The 20,805-nt window shown below is 70.9% G+C and carries 18 protein-coding genes and 1 pseudogene; 11 read left to right on the forward strand and 8 right to left on the reverse strand.

The features are described from left to right. Positions 1-49: 49 nt before the first annotated feature. From tyrS to ACGF4C_RS34640, 4 genes are all read right to left on the reverse strand, one after another. Entirely contained in the window at positions 50-1,453 is a 1,404-nt protein-coding gene (gene tyrS, locus ACGF4C_RS34625) for a tyrosine--tRNA ligase (RefSeq protein WP_393571876.1), read from the reverse strand. Between the two features lie 146 nt (positions 1,454-1,599). Continuing rightward, positions 1,600-3,051 carry a metallopeptidase TldD-related protein gene (locus ACGF4C_RS34630; protein ID WP_393571878.1) on the reverse strand — a complete coding sequence of 484 codons (1,452 nt, stop codon included), beginning with the start codon at positions 3,049-3,051 and terminating at the stop codon, positions 1,600-1,602. Positions 3,052-3,165: 114 nt separating this feature from the next. Further along, positions 3,166-3,894 (reverse strand): hypothetical protein, encoded by a 729-nt coding sequence (locus ACGF4C_RS34635; protein WP_393571880.1) that lies wholly within the window; start codon positions 3,892-3,894, stop codon positions 3,166-3,168. Between the two features lie 442 nt (positions 3,895-4,336). Next, positions 4,337-4,807, reverse strand: coding sequence for an ArsI/CadI family heavy metal resistance metalloenzyme (locus ACGF4C_RS34640; RefSeq protein ID WP_393571882.1), 471 nt, complete (start codon positions 4,805-4,807; stop codon positions 4,337-4,339). A 79-nt stretch (positions 4,808-4,886) separates the two neighbouring features. Between ACGF4C_RS34640 and ACGF4C_RS34645 the strand changes: the two genes are divergently transcribed. The 4 genes and pseudogenes from ACGF4C_RS34645 to ACGF4C_RS34660 all read left to right on the forward strand — a co-directional run bounded on the left by ACGF4C_RS34645 (position 4,887) and on the right by ACGF4C_RS34660 (position 7,591). Beyond that, the gene (locus ACGF4C_RS34645; RefSeq protein WP_393571884.1) at positions 4,887-5,294 is read left to right on the forward strand and encodes an ArsR/SmtB family transcription factor; all 408 of its coding nucleotides are present in this window, start codon (positions 4,887-4,889) and stop codon (positions 5,292-5,294) included. Positions 5,295-5,371: 77 nt separating this feature from the next. After that, positions 5,372-6,381 (forward strand): annotated as a pseudogene (gene arsB / locus ACGF4C_RS34650) (ACR3 family arsenite efflux transporter). Beyond that, on the forward strand, positions 6,374-6,793 hold the full coding sequence (locus ACGF4C_RS34655) for an arsenate reductase ArsC (protein WP_393571886.1): 420 nt from the start codon (positions 6,374-6,376) through the stop codon (positions 6,791-6,793). The pseudogene arsB and the gene ACGF4C_RS34655 overlap by 8 nt, the downstream one beginning before the upstream one ends. Positions 6,794-7,228: 435 nt before the next feature. Further along, entirely contained in the window at positions 7,229-7,591 is a 363-nt protein-coding gene (locus tag ACGF4C_RS34660; RefSeq protein ID WP_393571888.1) for a hypothetical protein, read from the forward strand. A gap of 46 nt (positions 7,592-7,637) precedes the next feature. On the opposite strand, the gene ACGF4C_RS34665 is transcribed toward ACGF4C_RS34660, so the two are convergent. Then, the gene (locus tag ACGF4C_RS34665; protein ID WP_393571890.1) at positions 7,638-9,173 is read right to left on the reverse strand and encodes a TldD/PmbA family protein; all 1,536 of its coding nucleotides are present in this window, start codon (positions 9,171-9,173) and stop codon (positions 7,638-7,640) included. Between the two features lie 224 nt (positions 9,174-9,397). Here ACGF4C_RS34665 and fabG point away from each other — a divergent pair, with 224 nt between their 5' ends. Continuing rightward, a complete protein-coding gene (gene fabG / locus ACGF4C_RS34670) occupies positions 9,398-10,102 on the forward strand; it encodes a 3-oxoacyl-[acyl-carrier-protein] reductase (RefSeq protein ID WP_030411678.1) in 705 nt (234 codons plus the stop codon). A gap of 5 nt (positions 10,103-10,107) precedes the next feature. Further along, a complete protein-coding gene (fabI, locus tag ACGF4C_RS34675; protein WP_030411677.1) occupies positions 10,108-10,878 on the forward strand; it encodes an enoyl-ACP reductase FabI in 771 nt (256 codons plus the stop codon). 328 nt (positions 10,879-11,206) lie between these two features. Here fabI and ACGF4C_RS34680 read toward each other — a convergent pair whose 3' ends face one another. Further along, the gene (locus ACGF4C_RS34680; RefSeq protein WP_393571893.1) at positions 11,207-11,902 is read right to left on the reverse strand and encodes a FadR/GntR family transcriptional regulator; all 696 of its coding nucleotides are present in this window, start codon (positions 11,900-11,902) and stop codon (positions 11,207-11,209) included. Positions 11,903-12,047: 145 nt separating this feature from the next. On the opposite strand from ACGF4C_RS34680, the gene ACGF4C_RS34685 reads away from it, so the two are divergent. From ACGF4C_RS34685 to ACGF4C_RS34700, 4 genes are all read left to right on the forward strand, one after another. Continuing rightward, positions 12,048-13,370: a CynX/NimT family MFS transporter gene (locus ACGF4C_RS34685; RefSeq protein WP_393571895.1), complete on the forward strand. Its 1,323-nt coding sequence runs from the start codon at positions 12,048-12,050 to the stop codon at positions 13,368-13,370. Positions 13,371-13,431: 61 nt separating this feature from the next. Further along, a complete protein-coding gene (locus tag ACGF4C_RS34690) occupies positions 13,432-13,551 on the forward strand; it encodes an SGM_5486 family transporter-associated protein (RefSeq protein WP_261952231.1) in 120 nt (39 codons plus the stop codon). A 424-nt stretch (positions 13,552-13,975) separates the two neighbouring features. After that, entirely contained in the window at positions 13,976-14,170 is a 195-nt protein-coding gene (locus tag ACGF4C_RS34695; protein ID WP_393571897.1) for a hypothetical protein, read from the forward strand. Between the two features lie 86 nt (positions 14,171-14,256). Beyond that, on the forward strand, positions 14,257-14,775 hold the full coding sequence (locus ACGF4C_RS34700; RefSeq protein ID WP_030411673.1) for a histidine phosphatase family protein: 519 nt from the start codon (positions 14,257-14,259) through the stop codon (positions 14,773-14,775). 453 nt (positions 14,776-15,228) lie between these two features. Here the strand turns inward: ACGF4C_RS34700 and serB are convergent, their stop codons facing one another. Next, complete coding sequence (gene serB, locus ACGF4C_RS34705; RefSeq protein ID WP_030411672.1) at positions 15,229-16,476, reverse strand: phosphoserine phosphatase SerB; 1,248 nt, start codon at positions 16,474-16,476, stop codon at positions 15,229-15,231. A gap of 651 nt (positions 16,477-17,127) precedes the next feature. Between serB and ACGF4C_RS34710 the strand changes: the two genes are divergently transcribed. After that, positions 17,128-19,725: an FHA domain-containing protein gene (locus ACGF4C_RS34710; RefSeq protein WP_393571898.1), complete on the forward strand. Its 2,598-nt coding sequence runs from the start codon at positions 17,128-17,130 to the stop codon at positions 19,723-19,725. A gap of 99 nt (positions 19,726-19,824) precedes the next feature. On the opposite strand, the gene ACGF4C_RS34715 is transcribed toward ACGF4C_RS34710, so the two are convergent. Beyond that, a complete protein-coding gene (locus tag ACGF4C_RS34715) occupies positions 19,825-20,583 on the reverse strand; it encodes a transglycosylase SLT domain-containing protein (protein ID WP_393571899.1) in 759 nt (252 codons plus the stop codon). Positions 20,584-20,805: the final 222 nt, after the last annotated feature.

The following is a 20,805-nucleotide window of genomic DNA, read 5'->3' on the forward strand; positions in this document are numbered from 1 at the left end:
CGGCCGGCGCGCAGCATGTGCGCACCGGCCGCCCCGTCGTACGGCTTCCTCAGCGGCCCTGGAGGTGGGCCAGCTTCCGCCCCGCCTTCAGGTACGCGTCCCCGGTCGCGTCCGCCAGCTTCTCGGCGAGCACCTCGGCCAGCGGACGGATCGCATCGGCCTCCGCCAGCACCACCGTCTGCTGACCGCCCTCGCCCTCGACTACCAGCCGCAGCGCGTTCTGCTTGGCCAGCCGCCGGGCCGCCGAGGCGCTCGGCGTGAACTCCAGCACCTTGCTCAGCACCGTCGCCACCGTCTCCACGCCGTGCTCGGCGACCTCGACGACCGGCAGCGACTCCACGTCGGAGAACGACTTCTTGGAGAACTGCGCGACGAACCCGGCCCGCGCCGCCATCGCCGCATCCAGGCCGTACAGCGCCGCCACGACCTCACCCGCGAGGATCTTCTTCAGGTCCATCGGGTGCAGCGAGCGGTCCGTGACCCGGCCCAGGGCGAGCGTGATCTCCTCGTCCGTCCACTCCGTCCAGGCCTTCAGGTACGGCTCCATCAGCCGGTCCGGGACCGACATGATCTTGCCGAAGACATCGTCGGCGGGCGCGCTCAGCCCGACGTAATTGCCCTTGGACTTGGACATCTTGGCGCCGGTGCCGTCCGTGCCCTCGATCAGCGGCATGGTCACCACCAGCTGCGGCCGCTGCCCGCGCAGCTCCATCAGCTTCCGGCCCATCTGCAGATTGAGCAGCTGGTCCGAACCGCCCAGCTCCACGTCGCACTCCAGCGCCACCGAGTCCAGGCCCTGCGCGATCGGGTACAGCAGCTCGGTCATGGTCAGACCCGAGCCGGCCGCGAGCCGGTTGCGGAAGTCCTCGCGCTGCAGCAGCTGCGAGGCCGGCACCTGCGCGAGCAGCGACAGCAGCTCGGGGAAGGTGTACGGCGCCAGCCACTCGCTGTTCTGCCGGAAGCTGACCTTCTCGAAGTCGAAGAACGGGCGGACCTGTTCGCGGTACGTCGCGAGGTTGTGCGCGATGTCCTCGTCGGTCAGCGGCGGCCGCTCGGCCGTACGGCCCGACGGGTCACCGATCTTGGCGGTGAAGTCACCGATGATCAGCGTCACGTCATGGCCCAGCCGCTGGAACCGGCTCAGCACGATCAGCGGCACCGCATGCCCCAGGTGCACATCGGTCGCCGTCGGGTCGATGCCCAGCTTGATGTGCAGCCCCGTGCCGGCCGCCCGGCGCTCCTCGATCCGCTCGGCCAGCTGCTCCACACCCGGCAGCACCTCGACCGTACGGGACGCGATCAGCTCGGCCTGCTCCTTGGCGGGCAGGTCCGTCAGGTCGAGATAGCGCCGCGCGCCCGTCTCCTGGAGCAGCTCCCGGACCGTGGCGTCCGAGGAGAGGTCGGCGGAGAGCAGCGTACTGGCGCGGGCGACGGATTCGCCGAGGCGTGTCATGGCGTCCCTGATCGATCGTGGTTCCCGAAACGGGAGGACAGGGGCACAGTCTATTCGCCCCCTGTGACAGTCCCGCTGCCGTGCCCGTGCGCCCCCCCCGGTGGCCCGCTTCCGCCCCCGGCTTGCGGCCGGCCTCCCGGCCCGCGTCACACCCCCCGGCTCACCGAGCTCATGTTGAAGTCGGGCACGCGCAGCGCCGGCATCGCCGCCCGGGTGAAGTAGTCGCTCCACTCCCGCGGCAGCGTCCGCTCCGTCCGGCCCGCCTCCACCGTCCGGGACAGCAGGTCCACCGGCGACTCGTTGAACCGGAAGTTGTTGACCTCGCCGGTCACCTCGCCGTTCTCGACCAGATAGACGCCGTCCCGGGTCAGCCCGGTCAGCAGCAGCGTGGCCGGGTCCACCTCGCGGATGTACCACAGGCAGGTCAGCAGCAACGCCGGCCCGTCGTGCCCCGCGGACCCCACCATCTCCGCGAGCGAGCGCGAACTGCCGCCCTCCAGAAGGAGGTTGTCGATGCCCGGCGCCACCGGCAGACCGGTCAGCCCGGCGCTGTGCCGGGTGGCGACCAGCCGGTTCAGCACGCCCTCGCGCACCCACTCGGTGCCCGTCAGCGGCAGCCCGTTGTCAAAGACCGACGCATCGTCCCCGGAGGAGTGCGCCAGCACGAACGGCGCGCACTCCAGACCGGGCGCCCGCGGGTCGCTGCGCAGGGTCAGCGGCAGCTCGCTCAGCCGCTCACCGATCCGGGTGCGGTCCGCCGGCCGGTCCGCCGGCCCACCCTCGCCCTCGGCCGGCCGGGAGAAGACCGTACGGCCCTCCGCGGCGTCCCGGGCCCCCGCGGACCACATCTGGTAGATCAGCAGGTCGGCGACGGCGGTCGGCGGCAGCAGCGTCTCGTACCGCCCGGCGGGCAGCTCCACCCGCCGCTCCGCCCAGGCCAGCCGCCGGCCCAGCTCGGCGTCCAGCTCCCGCGGGTCGACGTCGGTGAAGTCGCGGGTCGCCCGCCCGGCCCAGGCCGAACGGGGCGCCGCCGCCGCGCCGGGGGCCGCCGCCTTGGCGTTCAGCTCCAGCGTTCCGGTCGGCTGGTCGTGCCGCAGCCGCAGCCCGGCCGAGGTGCCCAGGTATGACGAGACCACGCCGTGCTGCGCGAAGCCGTACAGCTCGCGCCCGGCCGCCCGGGCCTGCTTGAAGGCCTCGCCCAGCGCCGGTGCGAACGCCGCGAACACCTCCGAGGAGGTCTCGGCCGGCGCGTCGGTGAAGTCCGCCGACGCCTTCTCGCCGCCGACCAGCGGCTGGGCGTCCTCGGCCGGCCCGGCGTCCCGCGCCGCCGCCTCCGCCGCCCGCACCAGCGGCTCCAGCTCCTCCGCGGTCACCGCCGAGCGCGAGACGACCCCGGAGGCGGTGCCCTCCGCGCCGTTCACGGTGGCCACCACCGTCAGGGTCCGCCCCCGGGTGACGCCGTTGGTGGTGAGCGCGTTGCGCGCCCAGCGCAGATTGGCGTCGGAGTGCTCGTCGGCGATGACGGCGCAGCCGTCGGCGCGGGACAACTCCAGGGCCCGCTCGACGATCTCGTGCGGCGCAGTGGTACGACGGCTCATCGACACGCCTCCTGAATGGTGGTCACGACGCTGACGCCCTCCAAGAGGGCCGACGGCCACCCGAGCTTATCGACCGGGCGGCGCGCTGCCAGGGGGCGTGACCGAGGGGGAGGCTCAGTACGACGCGCCACTCCCAAGGCGGTTCAGCATGAGCGAAAGGGCGCTGCTCGCGTCGTTGCGGTTCTGCTCCTGCGTTCCCTCTCCTGTTCTGTCCACCTCGGTGTTCATGACGAAATTTCCCTTACGGCCGGTGAGGTACGTGTAGTAAGTGTCGACCTTATTGCCATTTTCATCCGAGGTTTGATGGCCTTCCTCGGCCACCACTTGATCAAAGCCTTTCAGTCCGGAAACCTTGACCTCGTGGACATCCTCAAGTCGCGATTTCCCGTTTCTTACGGTTGGGCATCGCTGCAAAGCCTCGCTCTGCTGGGACAAGCTGTACTGCGCCGAATCCGCCGCCTTGTAGACGGTGGTTTGCGAAAAGGTGGCAACCGTCGTGTCCGATGTTTTGGACCAGCGTGACAGCGAGGCAAACGCATTGTTGATCGGCTGAGAGGCTGCATTGCAGTTCTGGTCGGTGACATTTTGGCTCAAAGTGTTGTCCTCATACGGGTCCTGTGCGACATACCCGCTGCCCCAGCCCGCCGGCTTCAGCGTCACGCGTTTGACGACAGCGCTGGCTGCCGCAGGTGAGTCGACGCTCGGAATGCTCGACGGCTCTCCGGAATTCGCGTTGGGGGAGGCAGTGCCGCCCGAACCATTTCCCCCGCCGTTGCCGGCGATGGATGCGACGGCGACCGCGACTCCGATCGCGACGACGGCGACGCCGGTGCCGATGAGCACCGGCGGAGTGCGCCACCAGGGGCGTCGCGGGGGCGGCGGGCCGGGCGCCGGGGCGCGCCCGGGCAGCGGGCCGCTCGGAGGTCCGGCAGGCGGGCCGGTCGGTGGTGGGGAGCTCACGTGCCTGATCTACCACCGGTGGCGAAGGCGCCCCGGCGCCGCGCACGAATTCACCTGACTGACCGGCGAAGGGCATGCGAGCAGATCTGCGCCGGTGGGTGGCCGCGCCCCGTCCGGGTCCGGCGCAGGTCACCCGTCAGGCGCGGCCCGCCTGGGTCGAAGCGTTTGTTTGGTGCGCGGCGCCCGTGAGGGCTGCGGCGTCGCTGTTCGGCACCTCAACGCCGAAGCGGGGCCCCGTCGTTCTCATGGAGCGGCGGGGCCCCGCGCAATGTGAATGCGCTCTCCTCGGTGCGATCCGGCTGTCGTCGCGAAGGTGGAGCCCCGATCAGCTTCTGCAGCCGCAGCCCGTTGCGGTGGTCGCCGTGGCCGGCCGGCTCGTGCAGCAGGCGTCACCGGTCACGGTGGGGTCGGCGCTCTTGCCCAGCGTGTCGGCGTCAGCCTTGACGACGTAGATCTCCCACGGCTCCTGGCCGGGGCCGTGTACCCAGACCTTGTCCTGTAGGGCGTAGCAGCACGAGGTGTCGTTCTCCTCGAACGTGGCGAGACCCGCGTCCTTGAGTCGGGAGGTCGCTGCGGTCACCTGCTCCGTGGACCCGACCTCCACCCCAAGGTGGTCGAGACGGGTTTCCTGTCCGGGCTCGCCCTCGATCAGTACGAGCTTGAGCGGCGGCTCGGTGAGGGCGAAGTTGGCGTAGCCCTCGCGACGCTTGGCCGGTTCGGCGCCGAACAGCTTCGAGTAGAAGGTGATCGACGCTTCGAGGTCGCTGACGCGCAGGGCGAGCTGTGCACGGGACATGGCGAGACCCCCATCGGCTTGCATTGATATCTATCGATGCAACATTGCGCCCTGGATCGAAGACTGTCAACATAGAGGCATGTCGAATCAAGAGCTTGTGGCGCTCGACCAGCCCGGAGAGGCAGACGCATGCTGCCCCGGCCTACTGACAGCGCCTCTCGATGAGGGCCAGGCCATAGAACTCGCGAAGGTGTTCAAGGCCCTGGGCGACCCGGTGCGACTGCGTCTGCTGTCGATGATCGCCTCGCGGGCCGGCGGTGAGGTGTGCGTGTGTGACCTGACCCCGGCGTTTGACCTGTCGCAGCCAACGATCTCGCATCACCTCAAGCTGCTTCGGCAGGCCGGACTCATCGACTGCGAGCGGCGCGGGACGTGGGTCTACTACTGGCTGCTTCCCGAGATGACCGATCGCCTTGCGGGCATCCTGACGCGCCCCGCCGGCGAGCCGCTGCCCGCCCCTGCTGAGGCTTCCGGGGCCGCCTCGTGAGCGGCGCGCCCGAGCAAGCCGTCGCCCGCCGCCTGTCGTTCCTCGACCGCTACCTCGCCGTCTGGATTCTCGCCGCTATGGCTGTCGGTCTCGGCCTCGGCCGCGTCGTACCCGGCCTCGGAGACGCTCTCGCCGAAGTCACGGTGACCGGGGTATCGCTGCCCATCGCCCTGGGCCTGCTGGTGATGATGTACCCGGTGCTCGCCAAGGTGCGTTATGACCGGCTCGACACCGTCACCCGTGACCGCCGTCTGCTGCTGCCCTCGCTGCTGCTGAACTGGATCGTCGGACCGGCGGTCATGTTCGCCTTGGCGTGGCTCTTCCTGCCGGACCTTCCCGAGTACCGCACGGGCCTGATCATCGTGGGGTTGGCCCGGTGTATCGCCATGGTCATCATCTGGAACGACCTGGCCTGCGGCGACCGGGAGGCCGCCGCCGTCCTGGTCGCGCTGAACTCGGTGTTTCAGGTGATCGCGTTCTCGGCCCTCGGATGGTTCTACCTGTCCGTGCTGCCCGGATGGCTCGGGCTTGAGCAGGCCGGCCTTGACGTGTCCGTGTGGGAGATCGCCCGAAGCGTGCTGATCTTCCTCGGAGTCCCCCTCGCTGCCGGGTACCCACGCGCCGGATCGGCGAGAAGGTCAAGGGGCGCGCGTGGTACGAGGCGAAGCTGATTCCGCGAATCGGGCCGTTCGCCCTGTACGGGCTGTTGTTCACGATCGTTGTCCTGTTCGCGCTGCAAGGCGACGCGATCACCTCGCAGCCGCTCGACGTCGCGCGCATCGCGCTGCCGCTGCTGGTGTACTTCGCGCTCATGTGGGCCGGCTCCATGGCACTCGGCCGCGCCACCGGACTCGACTACCCGCGGGCAACGACGCTCGCGTTCACGGCCGCGGGCAACAACTTCGAGCTGGCCATCGCGGTAGCCATTGCCACGTTCGGCGTCACCTCCGGCCAGGCCCTCGCCGGAGTGGTCGGCCCTCTCATCGAGGTACCGGTGCTGATCGGCCTCGTCCATGTCGCGCTCTACGCGCGCCGCTTCTTCACCGCACCCGCACTCGTGACCGAGGAAAGCCCCGCCCATGCCTGACACCGCCGTGCCGTCCGTCCTGTTCGTCTGCATCCACAACGCCGGCCGCTCCCAGATGGCCGCCGCGTTCCTCACCCACCTTGCGGGCGACCGCGTACAGGTGCGCTCTGCCGGGTCCGCCCCCGCCGACAACGTGAACCCCGCCGTCGTGGCAGCGATGGCCGAGGTGGGCATCGATGTCTCTGCCGAGATCCCTAAGGTGCTCACTGTTGAGGCCGTACAGGCGTCTGACGTGGTGATCACGATGGGCTGCGGGGACAGCTGCCCCGTGTTCCCCGGTAAGCGGTACTTGGACTGGCAGTTGGCCGATCCGGCCGGACAGGGGATCGAGGCCGTCCGCCCGATCCGCAACGAGATCGAGGAGCGTGTGCGTGGACTGATCAACGAGATGGCGTCCGCCGACGGGACGTGACTTCCGCTCGACGTCCATGAGGATGAGGGCCCGCCTTGAGGAGGCGGGCCCTCACTTTGTCTGCCTTCTGTCTGCTACCGGGCCGGGAAGCCCCACGATGGGTTGCGGAGTGCTCCACAGACTTCCAGGGCGGTCGGCCGGGCGGCCGGGTCACGACTCATCATCTGTTCAATGAGGGGGCCCAGAGGGCTCCGTACCGTGATCGGTCGGTGCGGAGAGTCCGCGATGGCTCGCCGCTGTTCCTCTCGGCTGGCATCGTCCGGGTAGGGCACGTGCCGCCAGCCGGTAGCAGAGAGAAAGAATGCCGCTCCCAGTGCGTACACGTCAGCCTGTGCGGTTGGTGCGGCAGTGCCGGTTTCCAAGACGCTCCGGGAGATCTCGGGTGCTTCGTAGTGAACCAGGCAGCCCCTATAGCTGAAGTCATAGTTCCGGGGGGTGCGCCAGGAGTTCTCGTGCGGCGAAGGGCCGCGGCTGTCGCGGCGGGTGTGGTGGTGGGTGGCGTGGCGGTCGCAGTACGCGCCGAAGAGCTTCCGGCACTTCTGCGTGTCCGAGGCCATCCACGCTGACATCCCGGTCTTCGAGATCGCGGCCTGGGTGGGGCATCGCACGACCAGGACGACGGAGCTGGTCTACGGACATCTCGTCCGTCGCGCCATGGCCCGAGGTGCCCGCACCATGCACAACCGCTTGGGCCTGAAGCTGGCCCCCTTCAAGGGCCTCATCGTCCCGCCTCAGCTGACCCCCTCAGAGGGAGATGTCGAGGACGGGGACGACGTGGCCTGGGAGGTTGGCAGGTGATGACGTGTCGACTCGGTGCAGACTTTGGTACCGGAACGTCGCACGGTCAGGCGCGGCCCGCCTCGCTCGAGGTGTTGAGGATGTTCACGTTCCGGAACAGCGCGGACGGGCACCCGTGCGACACCGCCGCCACCTGTCCGGGCTGCGCCTTTCCGCAGTTGAAGGCCCCTCCCAGGACGTAGGTGTCGGGCCCGCCGACGGCCTCCATCGATCCCCAGAACTCCGGGGTGATGCCCTGGTAGGCGACGTCCCGGAGCTGCCCGCAAAGGCGGCCGTCCCGGATCGCGTAGGCCCGCTGCTGGGTGAACTGGAAGTTGTACCGCTGCATGTCGATCGACCACGAGCGGTCGCCCACCACGTAGATGCCGCGCTCCACGCCCGCGATCAGCTCTTCGGTGGACGGTCCGCCGGGGTCCGGCTGCAGGGACACGTTCGCCATCCGCTGCACGGGGACATGGCCCGGCGAGTCCGCGTAGGCACATCCGTTGGAACGCGTGAAACCGGTCAACTTGGCGATTCTGCGGTCGAGTTGGTAGCCGACCAGGGTGCCGTCCCGGACCAGGTCCCAGGATTGCGCGGCCACCCCCTCGTCGTCGTAGCCGATGGTGGCGAGACCGTGCTCGGCGGTGCGGTCACCGGTCACGTTCATCAGCGGGGAGCCGTACGTCAGCTTCCCGAGCTGGTCGAAGGTGGCGAAGGAGGTGCCGGCGTACGCCGCCTCGTAGCCCAGCGCCCGGTCCAGCTCGGTCGCGTGCCCGATCGACTCGTGGATCGTCAGCCACAGGTTGGACGGGTCCACCACCAGGTCGTATCGGCCGGGCTCGACGCTGGGCGCGCACATCTTCCGGGCGAGGTGCTCCGGCATCCGGGCCAGCTCCTCGTCCCAGTCCCAGTGGCCGCCGGTCAGGTACTCCCAGCCGCGGCCCACCGGCGGGGCGAGGGTGCGCATCGAGTCGAAGTCGCCGCTGTCGGGGTCCACCGCGACCGCGGTCAGCTGCGGGTGCAGCCGGACGCGCTGCTGCGTGGTGCTGGTGCCCGCGGTGTCCGCGTAGAACTTGTTCTCCTGGACGGTCATCAGCGAGGCGTCCGCGTGGGCCACGCCGTCGGCGGCCAGCAGCCGGGAGCTCCACTCCGCCAGCAGCTCCGTCTTCTCCGCGTCCGGCACGTCGAACGGGTTGATCTCGTACGAGGACACCCACGTACGGTCCGGATGCGCGGGCTCCGCCGCCAGCTCCACCCTCTCCTCGGAGCCGGCCGCCTTGATGACCTTCGCCGACAGCTTCGCCATCGCCACCGCCTGCGCGGCCACCCGCGCCGCGGCGTCCATCGTCAGGTCCACCCCGGACGCGAAGCCCCACGCCCCGTCGTGCACCACCCGGACCGCGTACCCCAGGTCGGTGGTGTCGGAGGTCCCGGACGTCCGGGCGTCGCGGAGCCGCCAGGACGCCTCCCGGATCCGCTCCAGGCGGAAGTCCGCGTGCGTGGCGCCCAGGGCGCGGGCCCGGGCCAGCGCGGCGTCGGCCAGCGCGCGCAGCGGCAGCGCCAGGAACGATGCGTCGAGGGCATGGGGTGCAGCGGCCAAGGCGTCCTCCCGTAGTCGGCGCCTGCATCATGCCTTGTGGCGGCCGCGCGGCCCAGAGGACCGGCGGTGTGGCACGGCGCGTCGGCCACCATGGGTGGGGGTTCTGTGGGGACCCGACAGAGCGCGGCGCGCGCGCCTGTCCGTGCTCGATTCCCCGGAAACGCCCCGTGACCGATAGTTTCGTATCGAACGCAGGACGGACAGGAAACGGAAAGGGTGATCTCTTGAGCCGCTCGGTTCTGGTCACCGGAGGTAACCGCGGCATCGGTCTCGCCATCGCCCGGTCCTTCGCCGAGGCAGGCGACAAGGTCGCCATCACCTACCGCTCGGGCGAGCCGCCCGCGGGATTTTTGGCCGTGAAGTGCGACATCACGGACAGCGAGCAGGTCGAGCAGGCGTACAAGGAGATCGAGGAGAAGCACGGTCCGGTCGAGGTGCTGGTGGCGAACGCCGGCGTCACCCGTGACCAGCTCCTGATGCGGATGTCCGAGGAGGACTTCACCTCGGTCCTGGAGACCAACCTCACCGGCACGTTCCGGGTGGTCAAGCGCGCCAACCGCGCCATGCTGCGGGCCCGCAAGGGACGGATCGTGCTGATCTCGTCCGTGGTGGGTCTGATGGGCGGCGCGGGACAGGCGAACTACGCCGCCTCCAAGGCCGGTCTGGTGGGCTTCGCCCGCTCCCTCGCGCGCGAGCTGGGCAGCCGCAACATCACCGTCAACGTCGTCGCGCCGGGCTTCGTCGACACCGACATGACCCGGGTGCTCACCGACGAGCAGCGGGAGAACATCGTCAAGCAGGTGCCGCTCGCGCGTTACGCGCAGCCCGAGGAGGTCGCCTCCTCGGTCCGCTTCCTGGCCTCCGACGAGGCCGCTTACATCACCGGAGCCGTCATTCCCGTCGACGGCGGATTGGGCATGGGTCACTGATCAGCATGAGTGGAATCCTCGCAGGCAAGCGCATCCTCGTGACGGGCGTTCTGACCGAGTCGTCGATCGCGTTCCAGGCGGCCAAGGTCGCCCAGAACGAGGGCGCCGAGGTCATCCTCACCGGCTTCGGCCGGCTCTCCCTGGTGGAGCGGATCGCCAAGCGCCTCCCCAAGGAGGCTCCGGTCATCGAGCTGGACGTCACCAACCAGGAGCACCTGGACGGCCTGGCCGACAAGATCCGCGAGCACCAGGGCGAGGGCGCCCGCCTCGACGGCATCGTGCACTCCATCGCCTTCGGCCCCCAGGGCGCCTTCAACTTCCTGGAGGCCGGCTGGGAGGACGTCAGCACCGCGGTCCAGGTCTCGGCGTACTCCTACAAGTCCCTGACCATGGCGTGCCTGCCCCTCATGGAGCACGGCGGCGCGGTCGTCGGCCTCACCTTCGACGCGCAGATCGCCTGGCCGAAGTACGACTGGATGGGCGTGGCCAAGGCGGCGCTGGAGAGCACCAACCGCTACCTGGCGCGCGACCTCGGCCCGAAGGGCATCCGCTGCAACCTGGTCTCGGCCGGCCCGATCAAGTCGATGGCCGCCAAGTCCATCCCCGGCTTCGAGGAGCTGGCGGACGTGTGGAACCACCGCGCCCCGATCGGCTGGGACCTGGCCGACCCGGAGCCGGCCGGCCGCGGCGTGGTCGGCCTGCTGTCCGACTTCTTCCCCCGCACGACCGGCGAGATCGTGCACGTCGACGGCGGCGTCCACATGATGGGCGCCTGACGGCCCCATCGCCTGACGGCCCCATCGCCTGACGGTCGCCATCGTCTCCGTACGCCGTACCTTGTACGCCGTATTCTGTGCGCCGCACTCCGTACTGCCCGTCCCGGTCGCCCGGGGCGGGCAGTACGCGTTGGGGGCTGCGGGGCCCCTTCGAACGAGCTCCTTTGCCTGTCCGCTTCGGGAATACCTCCCGTGCCCGTCCGGGCTCGGGAATACCTCCCGTGCCCGTCCGGTTGTGGCCTCGCAGGGGACCCTCGCGTCCCCTACGGGATCCGTTCGAACGCCCCCTAGGGGCCCCGGCAACCAGGGGCCGCCCCCCTCACGGGCCCTAACGCTCCGCCGAGCTCTCCAGCGCCCCCGCCCGGCACCCGAACGGATGGGTGCTGGCCTCGGCCGCGGCGCGGTCGCCGTCGCCCGTGCGGATCGCCTCGACCAGGCGCGAGTGGTCCATGTGCGCCTCCGGGCGGAGCTCCTCGCCGACGTCCGCCCGGAGGAAGTCGCGCAGCACGCCGCCGAGGTCGGCGTAGATCTCGGCCAGTACCTCGTTGTGCGAGGCGGACACGATGGCCATGTGCAGCGTGGCGTCCGCCTCCACGAACGCCTCGGCGGCACCGGACTCCCAGGCCCGCTCGCGGCGCTCCAGCAGGGCGTCGATCTGCCGCAGGTCCTGCTCGGTGCGGCGGCGCGCGGCGAGCCGGGCGGCGGCCGCCTCCAGGGCGCTGCGCAGCTCCGCGACGTGCCCCGGCTCGGCCGCCGCGAACCGGCGGTTCATCACCCCGGCCAGTTCACTGGTCGCCACCACGTACGTGCCCGAGCCCTGCCGGATGTCCAGCAGCCCGTTGTGCGCCAGCGCGCGCACGGCCTCGCGGACGGTGTTGCGGGCCACCCCGAGCTGCTCGACGAGTTCCGGCTCGGTGGGGATGCGCGAGCCCACCGGCCACTCGCCGGAGGTGATCTGGGCGCGCAGCTGCGCGATCACCTGGTCGGCCAGTGCGGAGCGGCGGGGCGAGGTCAGAGGCGGCATGTCAGCGCTCCGGTGTGCAGGGGCGGACGGACGACGACGGCGCGGCGCCCGGCGGGTCCTCCCGGCCCCCGGTGCCGGCCGGGACAGCAGAGGCTATCGACATCGGCTGGACAGGTATTCATCCCATGATTCTATGATGAGTCCTATGGCAGACGAAGACCTCGCGACCGTCGGCACCGAAGCCGACGCCCGTACGACCACCACCGCCCCGGGGCCCGACGGCACCGGGGCGCAGCCGGATGCCGCGGCGGGCGCCCCGGGGAGCGCCCCGGCCGCCGGGCGCTGGCTGCCGCGGATCGTGATCGCCGGTCTCGTCGTGGCGGCGCTCAACCTCCGCCCGGCCATCACCAGCCTCGGCGCGCTCCTGGAGGAGGTCCGCGACGGCCTCGGCATGAGCGGCACCCTCGCCGGGCTGCTCACCTCCGTACCGCCGCTGTGCTTCGCGGTCTTCGGGTTCGCCGCGCCCCGGCTGGCCCGGCGCTGGGGGCCCGGCGCGATCGTCTGCGCGGGCATGGCCGCGATCGCCGTGGGCGTCGTGGTGCGCCCGTACGCCGGCGGCACCGGCGGATTCCTCGCCGCCAGCGCGCTCGCCCTGGCCGGCATCGCGGTCAGCAACGTGCTGATGCCGGTCGTGATCAAGAGCTGGTTCCCGGACCGGGTCGGCCCGCTGACCGGCCTGTACTCGATGGCGCTGGCCCTGGGCACCTCGCTCGCCGCGGCGGTCACCGTGCCCATGACCCAGGCGCTGGGCGGCAGTTGGCGCACCGGGCTGGCCGTGTGGGCGGGGCTCGCCGCGGTCGCCGTGCTGCCGTGGCTCGCGGTCGTACGTCAGCGGGCCACGGCCGCCGGACCGGCCGCGGGCGGCGGCGCGCGTACGGGGGAGACCCCGCTGCGGATCACCTCGTCGCCGACCGCCTGGGCGCTCGCCGTCTTCTTCGGCCTCCAGGCCACCGCCGCGTACATCACCATGGGCTGGATGCCGCAGATCTTCCGCGACGCCGGGGTCTCGGCACAGACCTCGGGGGTTCTGCTCGCGGTCACGATGGCGATGGGGGTCCCGCTGTCCTTCGTGCTGCCGCGGCTGGCGTCCCGGATGCGGCATCAGGGTCCGCTCGCGGTGTTCCTGGGGATCTGCGGTCTGGCCGGCTATACGGGGCTGTGGCTGGCGCCGGCCGCCGGGGCGTGGGCCTGGGCGCTGCTGATGGGCATCTCCAACTGCTCGTTCCCGCTCGCCCTGACCATGATCGGCATGCGCTCGACCAGCTCCGCCGGTGTCGTCAAGCTGTCCGCCTTCGCCCAGAGCGTCGGCTATCTGATCTCCATCCCCGGCCCGCTGCTGGTCGGCACGCTCTACCAGCACAGCGGCGGCTGGAGCCTGCCGATCGCCCTGATGGCGGGGCTGATGGTGCCGCAGATCGCGGTCGGGGTGCTGGCCGGCCGGGACCGCCGGATCGAGGACGAGGCGTGAGCGCCGGCCGGGTGCCCCGCCCCGGGCTCACGGCCGGATCCGCGGGTGCGACACTGGGCCCATGCCAGTGCTCGAACCGAATCCGCAGGGCAGCCAGAAGAAGCTGCTCCTCGTGCTGGGCCTCATGCTCGGCGTGACCGTCGTCGTCGCGATCATCGCGAGCATCGCCGCGCCACGGTGAGGGCTGCTGCGCCCCGGTGAGGGCTGCCGCGGTGTGCGGCGTGCCGGGTGCGGCTTGCGGCGGACCGCGGGGGTACGGCCGGTACGGCCGGTCCGGCCGGGGGAGACGGGCGGGGTGGGGACAACCCCCGATCCCCTAGGGGGCCGGTATCAGGGATAAGTGGGTGGCTTCCCGGATAGGAACGGCCGCCGGTGATCCGTAGCTTCGAAGTACACCGCACAGCGCGGTGGCCGAGCCGCACCCCGCGGCCGTGCAGCCCCTTCGATGCGTTACGGAGGCGATCCCCATGTCCGCCGCGTTCAGCCGGCCACCCGCAGCCCAGGCCGCCCGCCTGCGGAGGACCAGCGGCCCGCGGACGCGGGGCTCCCGGACACACGGCTCACGGACGCCCGGCCCCCGGACGCACGGACTGCGAATACCCGGCTTGCGGGTACCCCGGCTGCGCACGCGCGGTCTGCGGGCGCGGCTGCCGTGGTGGGCGCTGGCGCTGCCGGTGGTCTCCTTCATGGCCCTGTTGGCGGTCGTGGCGAGCCCTGCCCGGGCGAGTGCGGCGAGCGCCCCGCAGGGGTTCGCGGTGCTGCTGGAGTACCTCGCGGGAATCCTCCGGATAGGTTCCTGAGCGCCCCGGTTGCCTGCTGTCACCCGGCAGGGGGAGCGCTTCAACACCCCGCGCCCCGCGCCGCCTTTCGTGCGAAGCTGGGACGCATGAGCGTCGATACACCCCGCCGGATTGTCCTCCTCCGCCATGCCAAGGCCGAATGGTCGGAGACCAGCGATCATGAGCGTCCGCTCGCCGAGCGCGGCCGCAAGGACGCCCCCGTCGCCGGCCGCTGGCTGGCCGGTTCGGGCGTCACCCCCGACCTGACGTTGTGCTCGACGTCGACGCGCACCCGCGAGACGTGGAAGCTCGCCGTCCATGAACTCCCCCAGCGTCCCAAGACCGTCTACGACGAGCGGATTTACGAGGCCTCCCTGGGCGAGCTGATCGCCCTGCTCAACGAGACCTCGGACGATGTCACCGACCTCGTGCTGGTCGGGCACAACCCGGGTGTGCATGCCCTCGCGGACGCGCTGTCGGGGGAGGCCGACGGTGATCTGCTGCCGCGGATGAACCGCAGCGGCTTTCCGACGGCTGCGATCGCCGTGGTCGCCTTCAACGGCTCGTGGAAGTCGGTGGAGCACGGCGTCGGCCGGCTGATCGCGTACTGGACGCCACAGGGCTGAGTCCGCCCACGCTCGGACGTCGCAGGGCTGAGTCCCCCCGCTCGGACGTCGCAGGGCTGAGTCTCCACCGCGCTCGGACGCCGCAGGGCCGAGCTTCCCGCCCGGATGCGGCAAGACCGAGCGCCCCGCCCGGACCCCGCAGGGCTTGAGCCCCTCGCCGCGTCGGCACCGCCAGGCCGAGGTCCCCGGCCCGGCAGCCGCCCGCCGTCCCACGGCGCGAGACGCCCGGGCGGGACAGCAAACGGAAGCGGGGCCCTGGCACACCGCCGGGGCCCCGCTCATGCATCGGCCCGTCGTCACTCAGCGCTCACGTGCGGGTTCGCCCGCAGGCCCGCCCCCGCCCTGCCCAGCCCTCCGGCCCCGGGGCTCTCCTTACCAAGCCGGCCACGCCCACCCCGCTCACGGTGTCTCCCCGCGCACGGCGCCCGCCCCACTCACCCCCGCCCGACCCGCTCACTCCGCGTGCGTGTCCGCCGCCTCGACCTCTTCGCGGGTGATGCCCAGCAGGTACAGCACGGTGTCCAGGAACGGCACGTTCACGGCCGTGTGCGCGGCTTCCCGCACCACCGGCTTGGCGTTGAAGGCGACCCCGAGACCGGCCGCGTTGAGCATGTCGAGATCGTTGGCGCCGTCACCGATCGCCACGGTCTGGTCCAGCGGCACCCCGGCCTGGTGCGCGAAGTCCCGCAGCAGCCGCGCCTTGCCCGCCCGGTCCACGATGGGCCCGGTGACCCGGCCGGTGAGTTTGCCGTCGACGATCTCCAGGGTGTTGGCGTTGGCGAAGTCCAGCCCCAGTTCCTCCTGCAGCGCGTCGGTGACCTGGGTGAAACCGCCCGAGACGACGCCGACTTGATAGCCGAGCCGCTTGAGCGTCCGTACCAGGGTGCGGGCGCCGGGGGTGAGCCGCACCTCCTTGCGCACCGCCTCCACCACCGACTCGTCGAGCCCCGCGAGCAGCTTGACCCGGGCGTGCAGCGACTGCTCGAAGTCCAGCTCACCGCGCATCGCGGCGGTGGTCACCTCGGCCACCTCGGCCTCGCAGCCCGCGTGCGCCGCGAACAGCTCGATGACCTCGTCCTGGATCAGTGTCGAGTCGACGTCCATCACGACCAGCCGCTGGGCCCGGCGCTGCAGTCCGGCCGCCACCACGGCGACGTCCACGCCCAGCTGCGCGGCCTCCAGGGCCAGCGCGGTACGCAGCGCCTCGGTGGCCGCACCGGAGACGGCGAATTCGACGGCGGTCACGGGATACTTGGCGAGCCGGAAAATACGGTCGATGTTGCCGCCGGTGGCCGTTATGGCGGCGGCGATGGCGGCGGTGGACTCCGCGGTGAGCGGGTGGCCGAGCACGGTGACGTGCGAACGCCCGGTGCCGCGCGGACGGTTGTCACCCCGGCCGGAGATGATCTCCGCCTGGAGGTTCAGGGACTCGGCCCAGCTGTGCACGGTGGCCCGCAGGTCCCCCTCGGAGGAGCCGCTGGTGCCCTCCCCGGGGGAGGGGGTGGTGACCAGGGCGCACAGCGTGATGCGCCCCCGGGTCACGACCTGCTCGATGTCCACGACATCGACGGAGTAGGCGGCGAGGGTGTCGAAGAGACCTGCGGTGATGCCGGGCCGGTCCTTCCCGAAGATCTTCACGAGGAGGGTCGGTACGTCATCGCCCGGTACGGCGGTGGCAGGCGGGATCTGCGATGCGCTCATGGTGCCCTTACGGTAACCGCCGGGCCGTCGCGTCCGTACGGCTGTCCGGGGTTCGGACCGCGGCGGCACGGTCCGCCACCGGCCCGCGCCCCTCGCGGTGGGCCCGCCGGCCGCGGCCCCGGCAGGCCCGTCGATCGTTATGGAGTCGTGTCCGTCCCGCCCGGATCCGCAGGTCGGGACAACCCCGGCGGAAAGCCCAACCTCCTTGGCCCACCGCGGGGTTCGGTACGCCGCGGCGGGCCACGTACCGAGGGCGGAGCGCACCCGGACCGCGTACGCGGCAGCCCGCGCACGGCCGGCCGGCGCACCGCGCACGCACCGCGGCCATGATCCGGATGATGTCCGCTTTCTCCCATGATGCGGCTTCTATGGCCGGTCCGCACGGCCTCCCGGGCCGCCCTGCGCGATCTCCCCGGCGCGGGCCGCCGCCCCGTCCGCGCGCCCGTCCGTCCGGTACACCCGTAATCCGGTGATCCCGGCGGATCCATGGGTTCTTCCCGTGCTCCGGGAGTGTTTGGCGGGCCCCGCAGAAACCGTCTGCACCCCGGCCCCGTCCCGGTTTCCGGTCCGCGGGCCGAGCCTGAAATAGTTCCTCACGATGTTCGCCATCCCTAGACTTCCCGCACAGGGCGTCACTCGGGGGACTATGTAATGGGGCATGGAGTGCCTGAACTCGTACTCGAATTGAACGGAAGGACCTGGACGCTCGACCCGTCCCGGTCCTACAACGTGGGCCGTGATCCGCAGGGCGACATGGTGCTCGACGACGCCAGGGTCTCCTGGCGCCACGCCACCGTGCGGTGGGGCGGCCGCAGCTGGATCATCGAAGACCACGGCAGCACCAACGGCACCTACGTCCAGGGCCAGCGGATCCACCAGACGGAGATCGGCCCCGGTTCGGCCGTGCATCTGGGCAACGCCACCGACGGCCCCCGGCTGACCCTGTCCGCCGCCGCGCCGGCCGCCGACGCCTTCAGCGCGCAGCCCGCGATGACGCCGCAGCAGCAGCCGGCCGCCCAGGCGTGGCAGGCGCCCCCCGCGCACCAGGCGCCGGGCCGGCAGTCGCCCGGTCACCCGCAGCCGCCCGCCCAGCAGGGCTGGCAGGCGCCCCCGCAGGGCCAGCAGCCGCCGTACGTCCCGCCCCAGCAGGCCGTACCCCAGCAGCCCCAGCAGGGCGTCCCCCCGCAGCAGGCCCGCCGGCCCCAGGAGCGCCCGGCGCCGCACGCCGGCGGCGCACCGTCCGGCGACCGCAGCCCGACCACCTTCCACCGCCTCGACATGGACCGTGTGATGCGGATCGGTCGTGCGCTGGAGAACGAACTGGTCGTCTCCGACCTCCAGGTCTCCCGCCACCACGCCGAATTCCATGCCACCCCCGACGGCCGCTTCGAGATCCGCGACCTCGGCAGCCACAACGGCACCTACGTCAACGGCCAGCCGGTCCCCAAGTCCGGGAAGGCCCCGGTCGGTCCGAACGACATCATCGGCGTCGGCCACTCCACGTTCCGGCTGGTCGGCGACCGGCTGGAGGAGTTCGTCGACACCGGCGAGGTGTCCTTCTCGGCCCGCCACCTCACGGTCACCGTCGAGGGCGGCAAGCAGATCCTCAAGGACGTCTCCTTCGGCGTCCCGGAGAAGTCGCTGATCGCGGTCATCGGCCCGTCCGGCTCCGGCAAGTCGACGCTGCTCAAGGCGCTCACCGGCTACCGCCCCGCCGACCAGGGCGACGTCCTCTACGACAACCGCAACCTCTACAAGCAGTTCGCCGAGCTGCGCCAGCGCATCGGCCTGGTCCCGCAGGACGACATCCTGCACAAGGAACTGACGGTCCAGAAGGCGCTGCGCTACGCCGCCAAGCTCCGATTCCCCGGCGACACCGCGGAGTCCGAGCGCGAGGCCCGGATCGACGAGGTGCTGCACGAGCTCAAGCTCCACGTGCACAAGGACAAGAAGGTCACCTCGCTCTCCGGCGGCCAGCGCAAGCGCGTCTCGGTGGCCCTGGAGCTGCTGACCAAGCCGTCGCTGATCTTCCTGGACGAGCCCACCTCGGGCCTCGACCCGGGCATGGACCGCGATGTGATGCAGCTGCTGCGCGGCCTCGCCGACGACGGCCGTACGGTCCTGGTCGTCACCCACTCCGTGGCCGAACTCGGCCTCTGCGACAAGCTGCTGGTGATGGCGCCGGGCGGCGGCGTGGCCTACTTCGGCCCGCCCGAGGAGGCGCTGAACTTCTTCCAGTACGACACCTGGGCGGACGTCTTCTCGGCCTTCGAGAACTACCGCGACTACGACTGGATGGGCCGCTGGCGCGGCTCCCCGCACTTCCAGATGTACGCCGCGGACATCGACGCCACCGCCCCGCAGTCGGTGTCCATCCAGCCGCCGCCGGCCCGCATGCAGAAGTCCCAGAGCTGGGGCTCGCAGCTGTGGACGCTGATGCGGCGGTACGTCTCCGTGCTCGCCTCCGACCGCGGCTTCCTGGGGCTGATGCTGATCCTGCCGGCGGTGCTCGGCGTGGTCTCGATGCTGATCCCCAGCGACTACGGCCTCGGCTACGGACCGCTGAACCGGCACCGCACCAACCGCGACGCCAGCACGATCATGCTGATCCTCGCGGTCGGCATGTGCTTCTCCGGCGCGGCCAACTCGGTCCGTGAGCTGATCAAGGAACGGGTCATCTACGAGCGGGAACGGGCCACCGGCCTGTCGCGGTCGGCGTATCTGATGTCCAAGGTGATCGTGCTGGGCGTGGTGACCGCGGTCCAGGGCGTGATCATCGCGGCGATCGGCTTCTCGACCCGGAACATGCCCACCGAGGGGCTGATCCTCCCCAAGGCCCCGGCGGTCGAGATGGCGCTGGCGATCATCGCGCTGGGCTTCACCTCGATGATGTTCGGCCTGATCATCTCCGCGCTGGTCAAGACCGCCGAGAAGACCATGCCGCTGCTGGTCATGTTCGCCATCGTCCAGGTGGTCTTCACCGGCGTGCTCTTCCAGCTCTTCGACACCCTCGGCGTCGCCCAGGTCGCCTGGCTGATGCCGTCCCGCTGGGCGGTCGCCGCGATGGGCGCGACGGCTGACATGAACACCCTGCTGCCGTGGGAGCTGGGCAACCCCGACCCGCTGTGGAAGCACCAGACCGGCGTCTACGTGATGGACATGATCATCCTGATCAGCCTCGGCGTCGGGCTGGCCTTCGTCGTCGCGCGGCTGCTGCGCCGCCACGAGCCGGAGGTCATGCGCAAGTAGCGCCCGGCCCGTACGCATGCGCCGAGGGGCGGCACCCGACTGCGGGTGCCGCCCCTCGGCGGTGTGTGCGCGTCCCCCTGCGCAGCGTCAACCGGTGGCTCAGTACGCGGAGTTGACGTTGTCCATCGAGCCGTACTTGTCGGCCGCGTAGTTGCAGGCGGCGGTGATGTTGGCGACCGGGTCGTAGATGTTCCAGGAGGTGCCCGCGACGTGGTACGCCTTGAAGGTCGGGTCGATCACCTGCAGCAGGCCCTTGGACGGGATGCCGTTCTGGGCGTTGATGTCCCAGAGGTTGATCGCCATCGGGTTGCCGGAGGACTCCCGGATGATGTTCCGGTAGATGCCGTTGTACGAGCCGGGGATGCCCTTCTTGGCCATGACGTCCAGCGACTCGCGGATCCAGCCGTCGAGGTTGTTCGGGTAGGTCTTCACGGCCGGCTTCGGCGCGGCGGCCGGGATCGCGGTGCGGACCGCGGAGCGGCTCGCGGCCTGCTTCGCCTTGCGCTCCTTCTCGGCCTTGGCCTTCGCCGCGGCGGCGGCCCTGGCCTTGGCGGCCTTCTCGGCGGCGGCCTTCTTCGCAGCGGCCTGCTTCGCGGCGGCCGCGGCCTCGGCCTTGCCCTTGGCGGCGGAGGCGTCGGCCTGCTTGGCGATGGTGGCCTGCTGGGCCCTGGCGGCCGTACCGACGGCGCTGAAGGCGACCGGCTTGACGTTCTCGACGGCGGTGGCCTGGGTCTTGCCCTGGTCGGCGTCCGCACCCGGAACGGCGGCGAAGATCAGAGCTGCGGCACCGGCTGCGGCAACACCGGCGACACCGAGCTTGTGCGTCCGGTTGAGGCGGGAAAGAGCGTGCTTGGGCATGGCGGGACAGACCTTCCAAATGGGGGGACGTCGCACGGGCCATGAGCGGCGGCCAACGCCGAGTTCCAACCACGGCGCCGAGCGACGGGGCCATTCTTAGCGGCCGAAAATTGCCCCGGCAAAGGTGTGACGTACGATGCGGGTTAGTGGAACCAGTGGTGGGAATATTGCATCGGGAATGGACAAATCCCTGGTCAGATGCGATTTCTCAAGCCACTAACC

The organism is Streptomyces sp. NPDC048197 (genome assembly GCF_043202395.1).
GTDB lineage: Bacteria > Actinomycetota > Actinomycetes > Streptomycetales > Streptomycetaceae > Streptomyces > Streptomyces siderophoricus.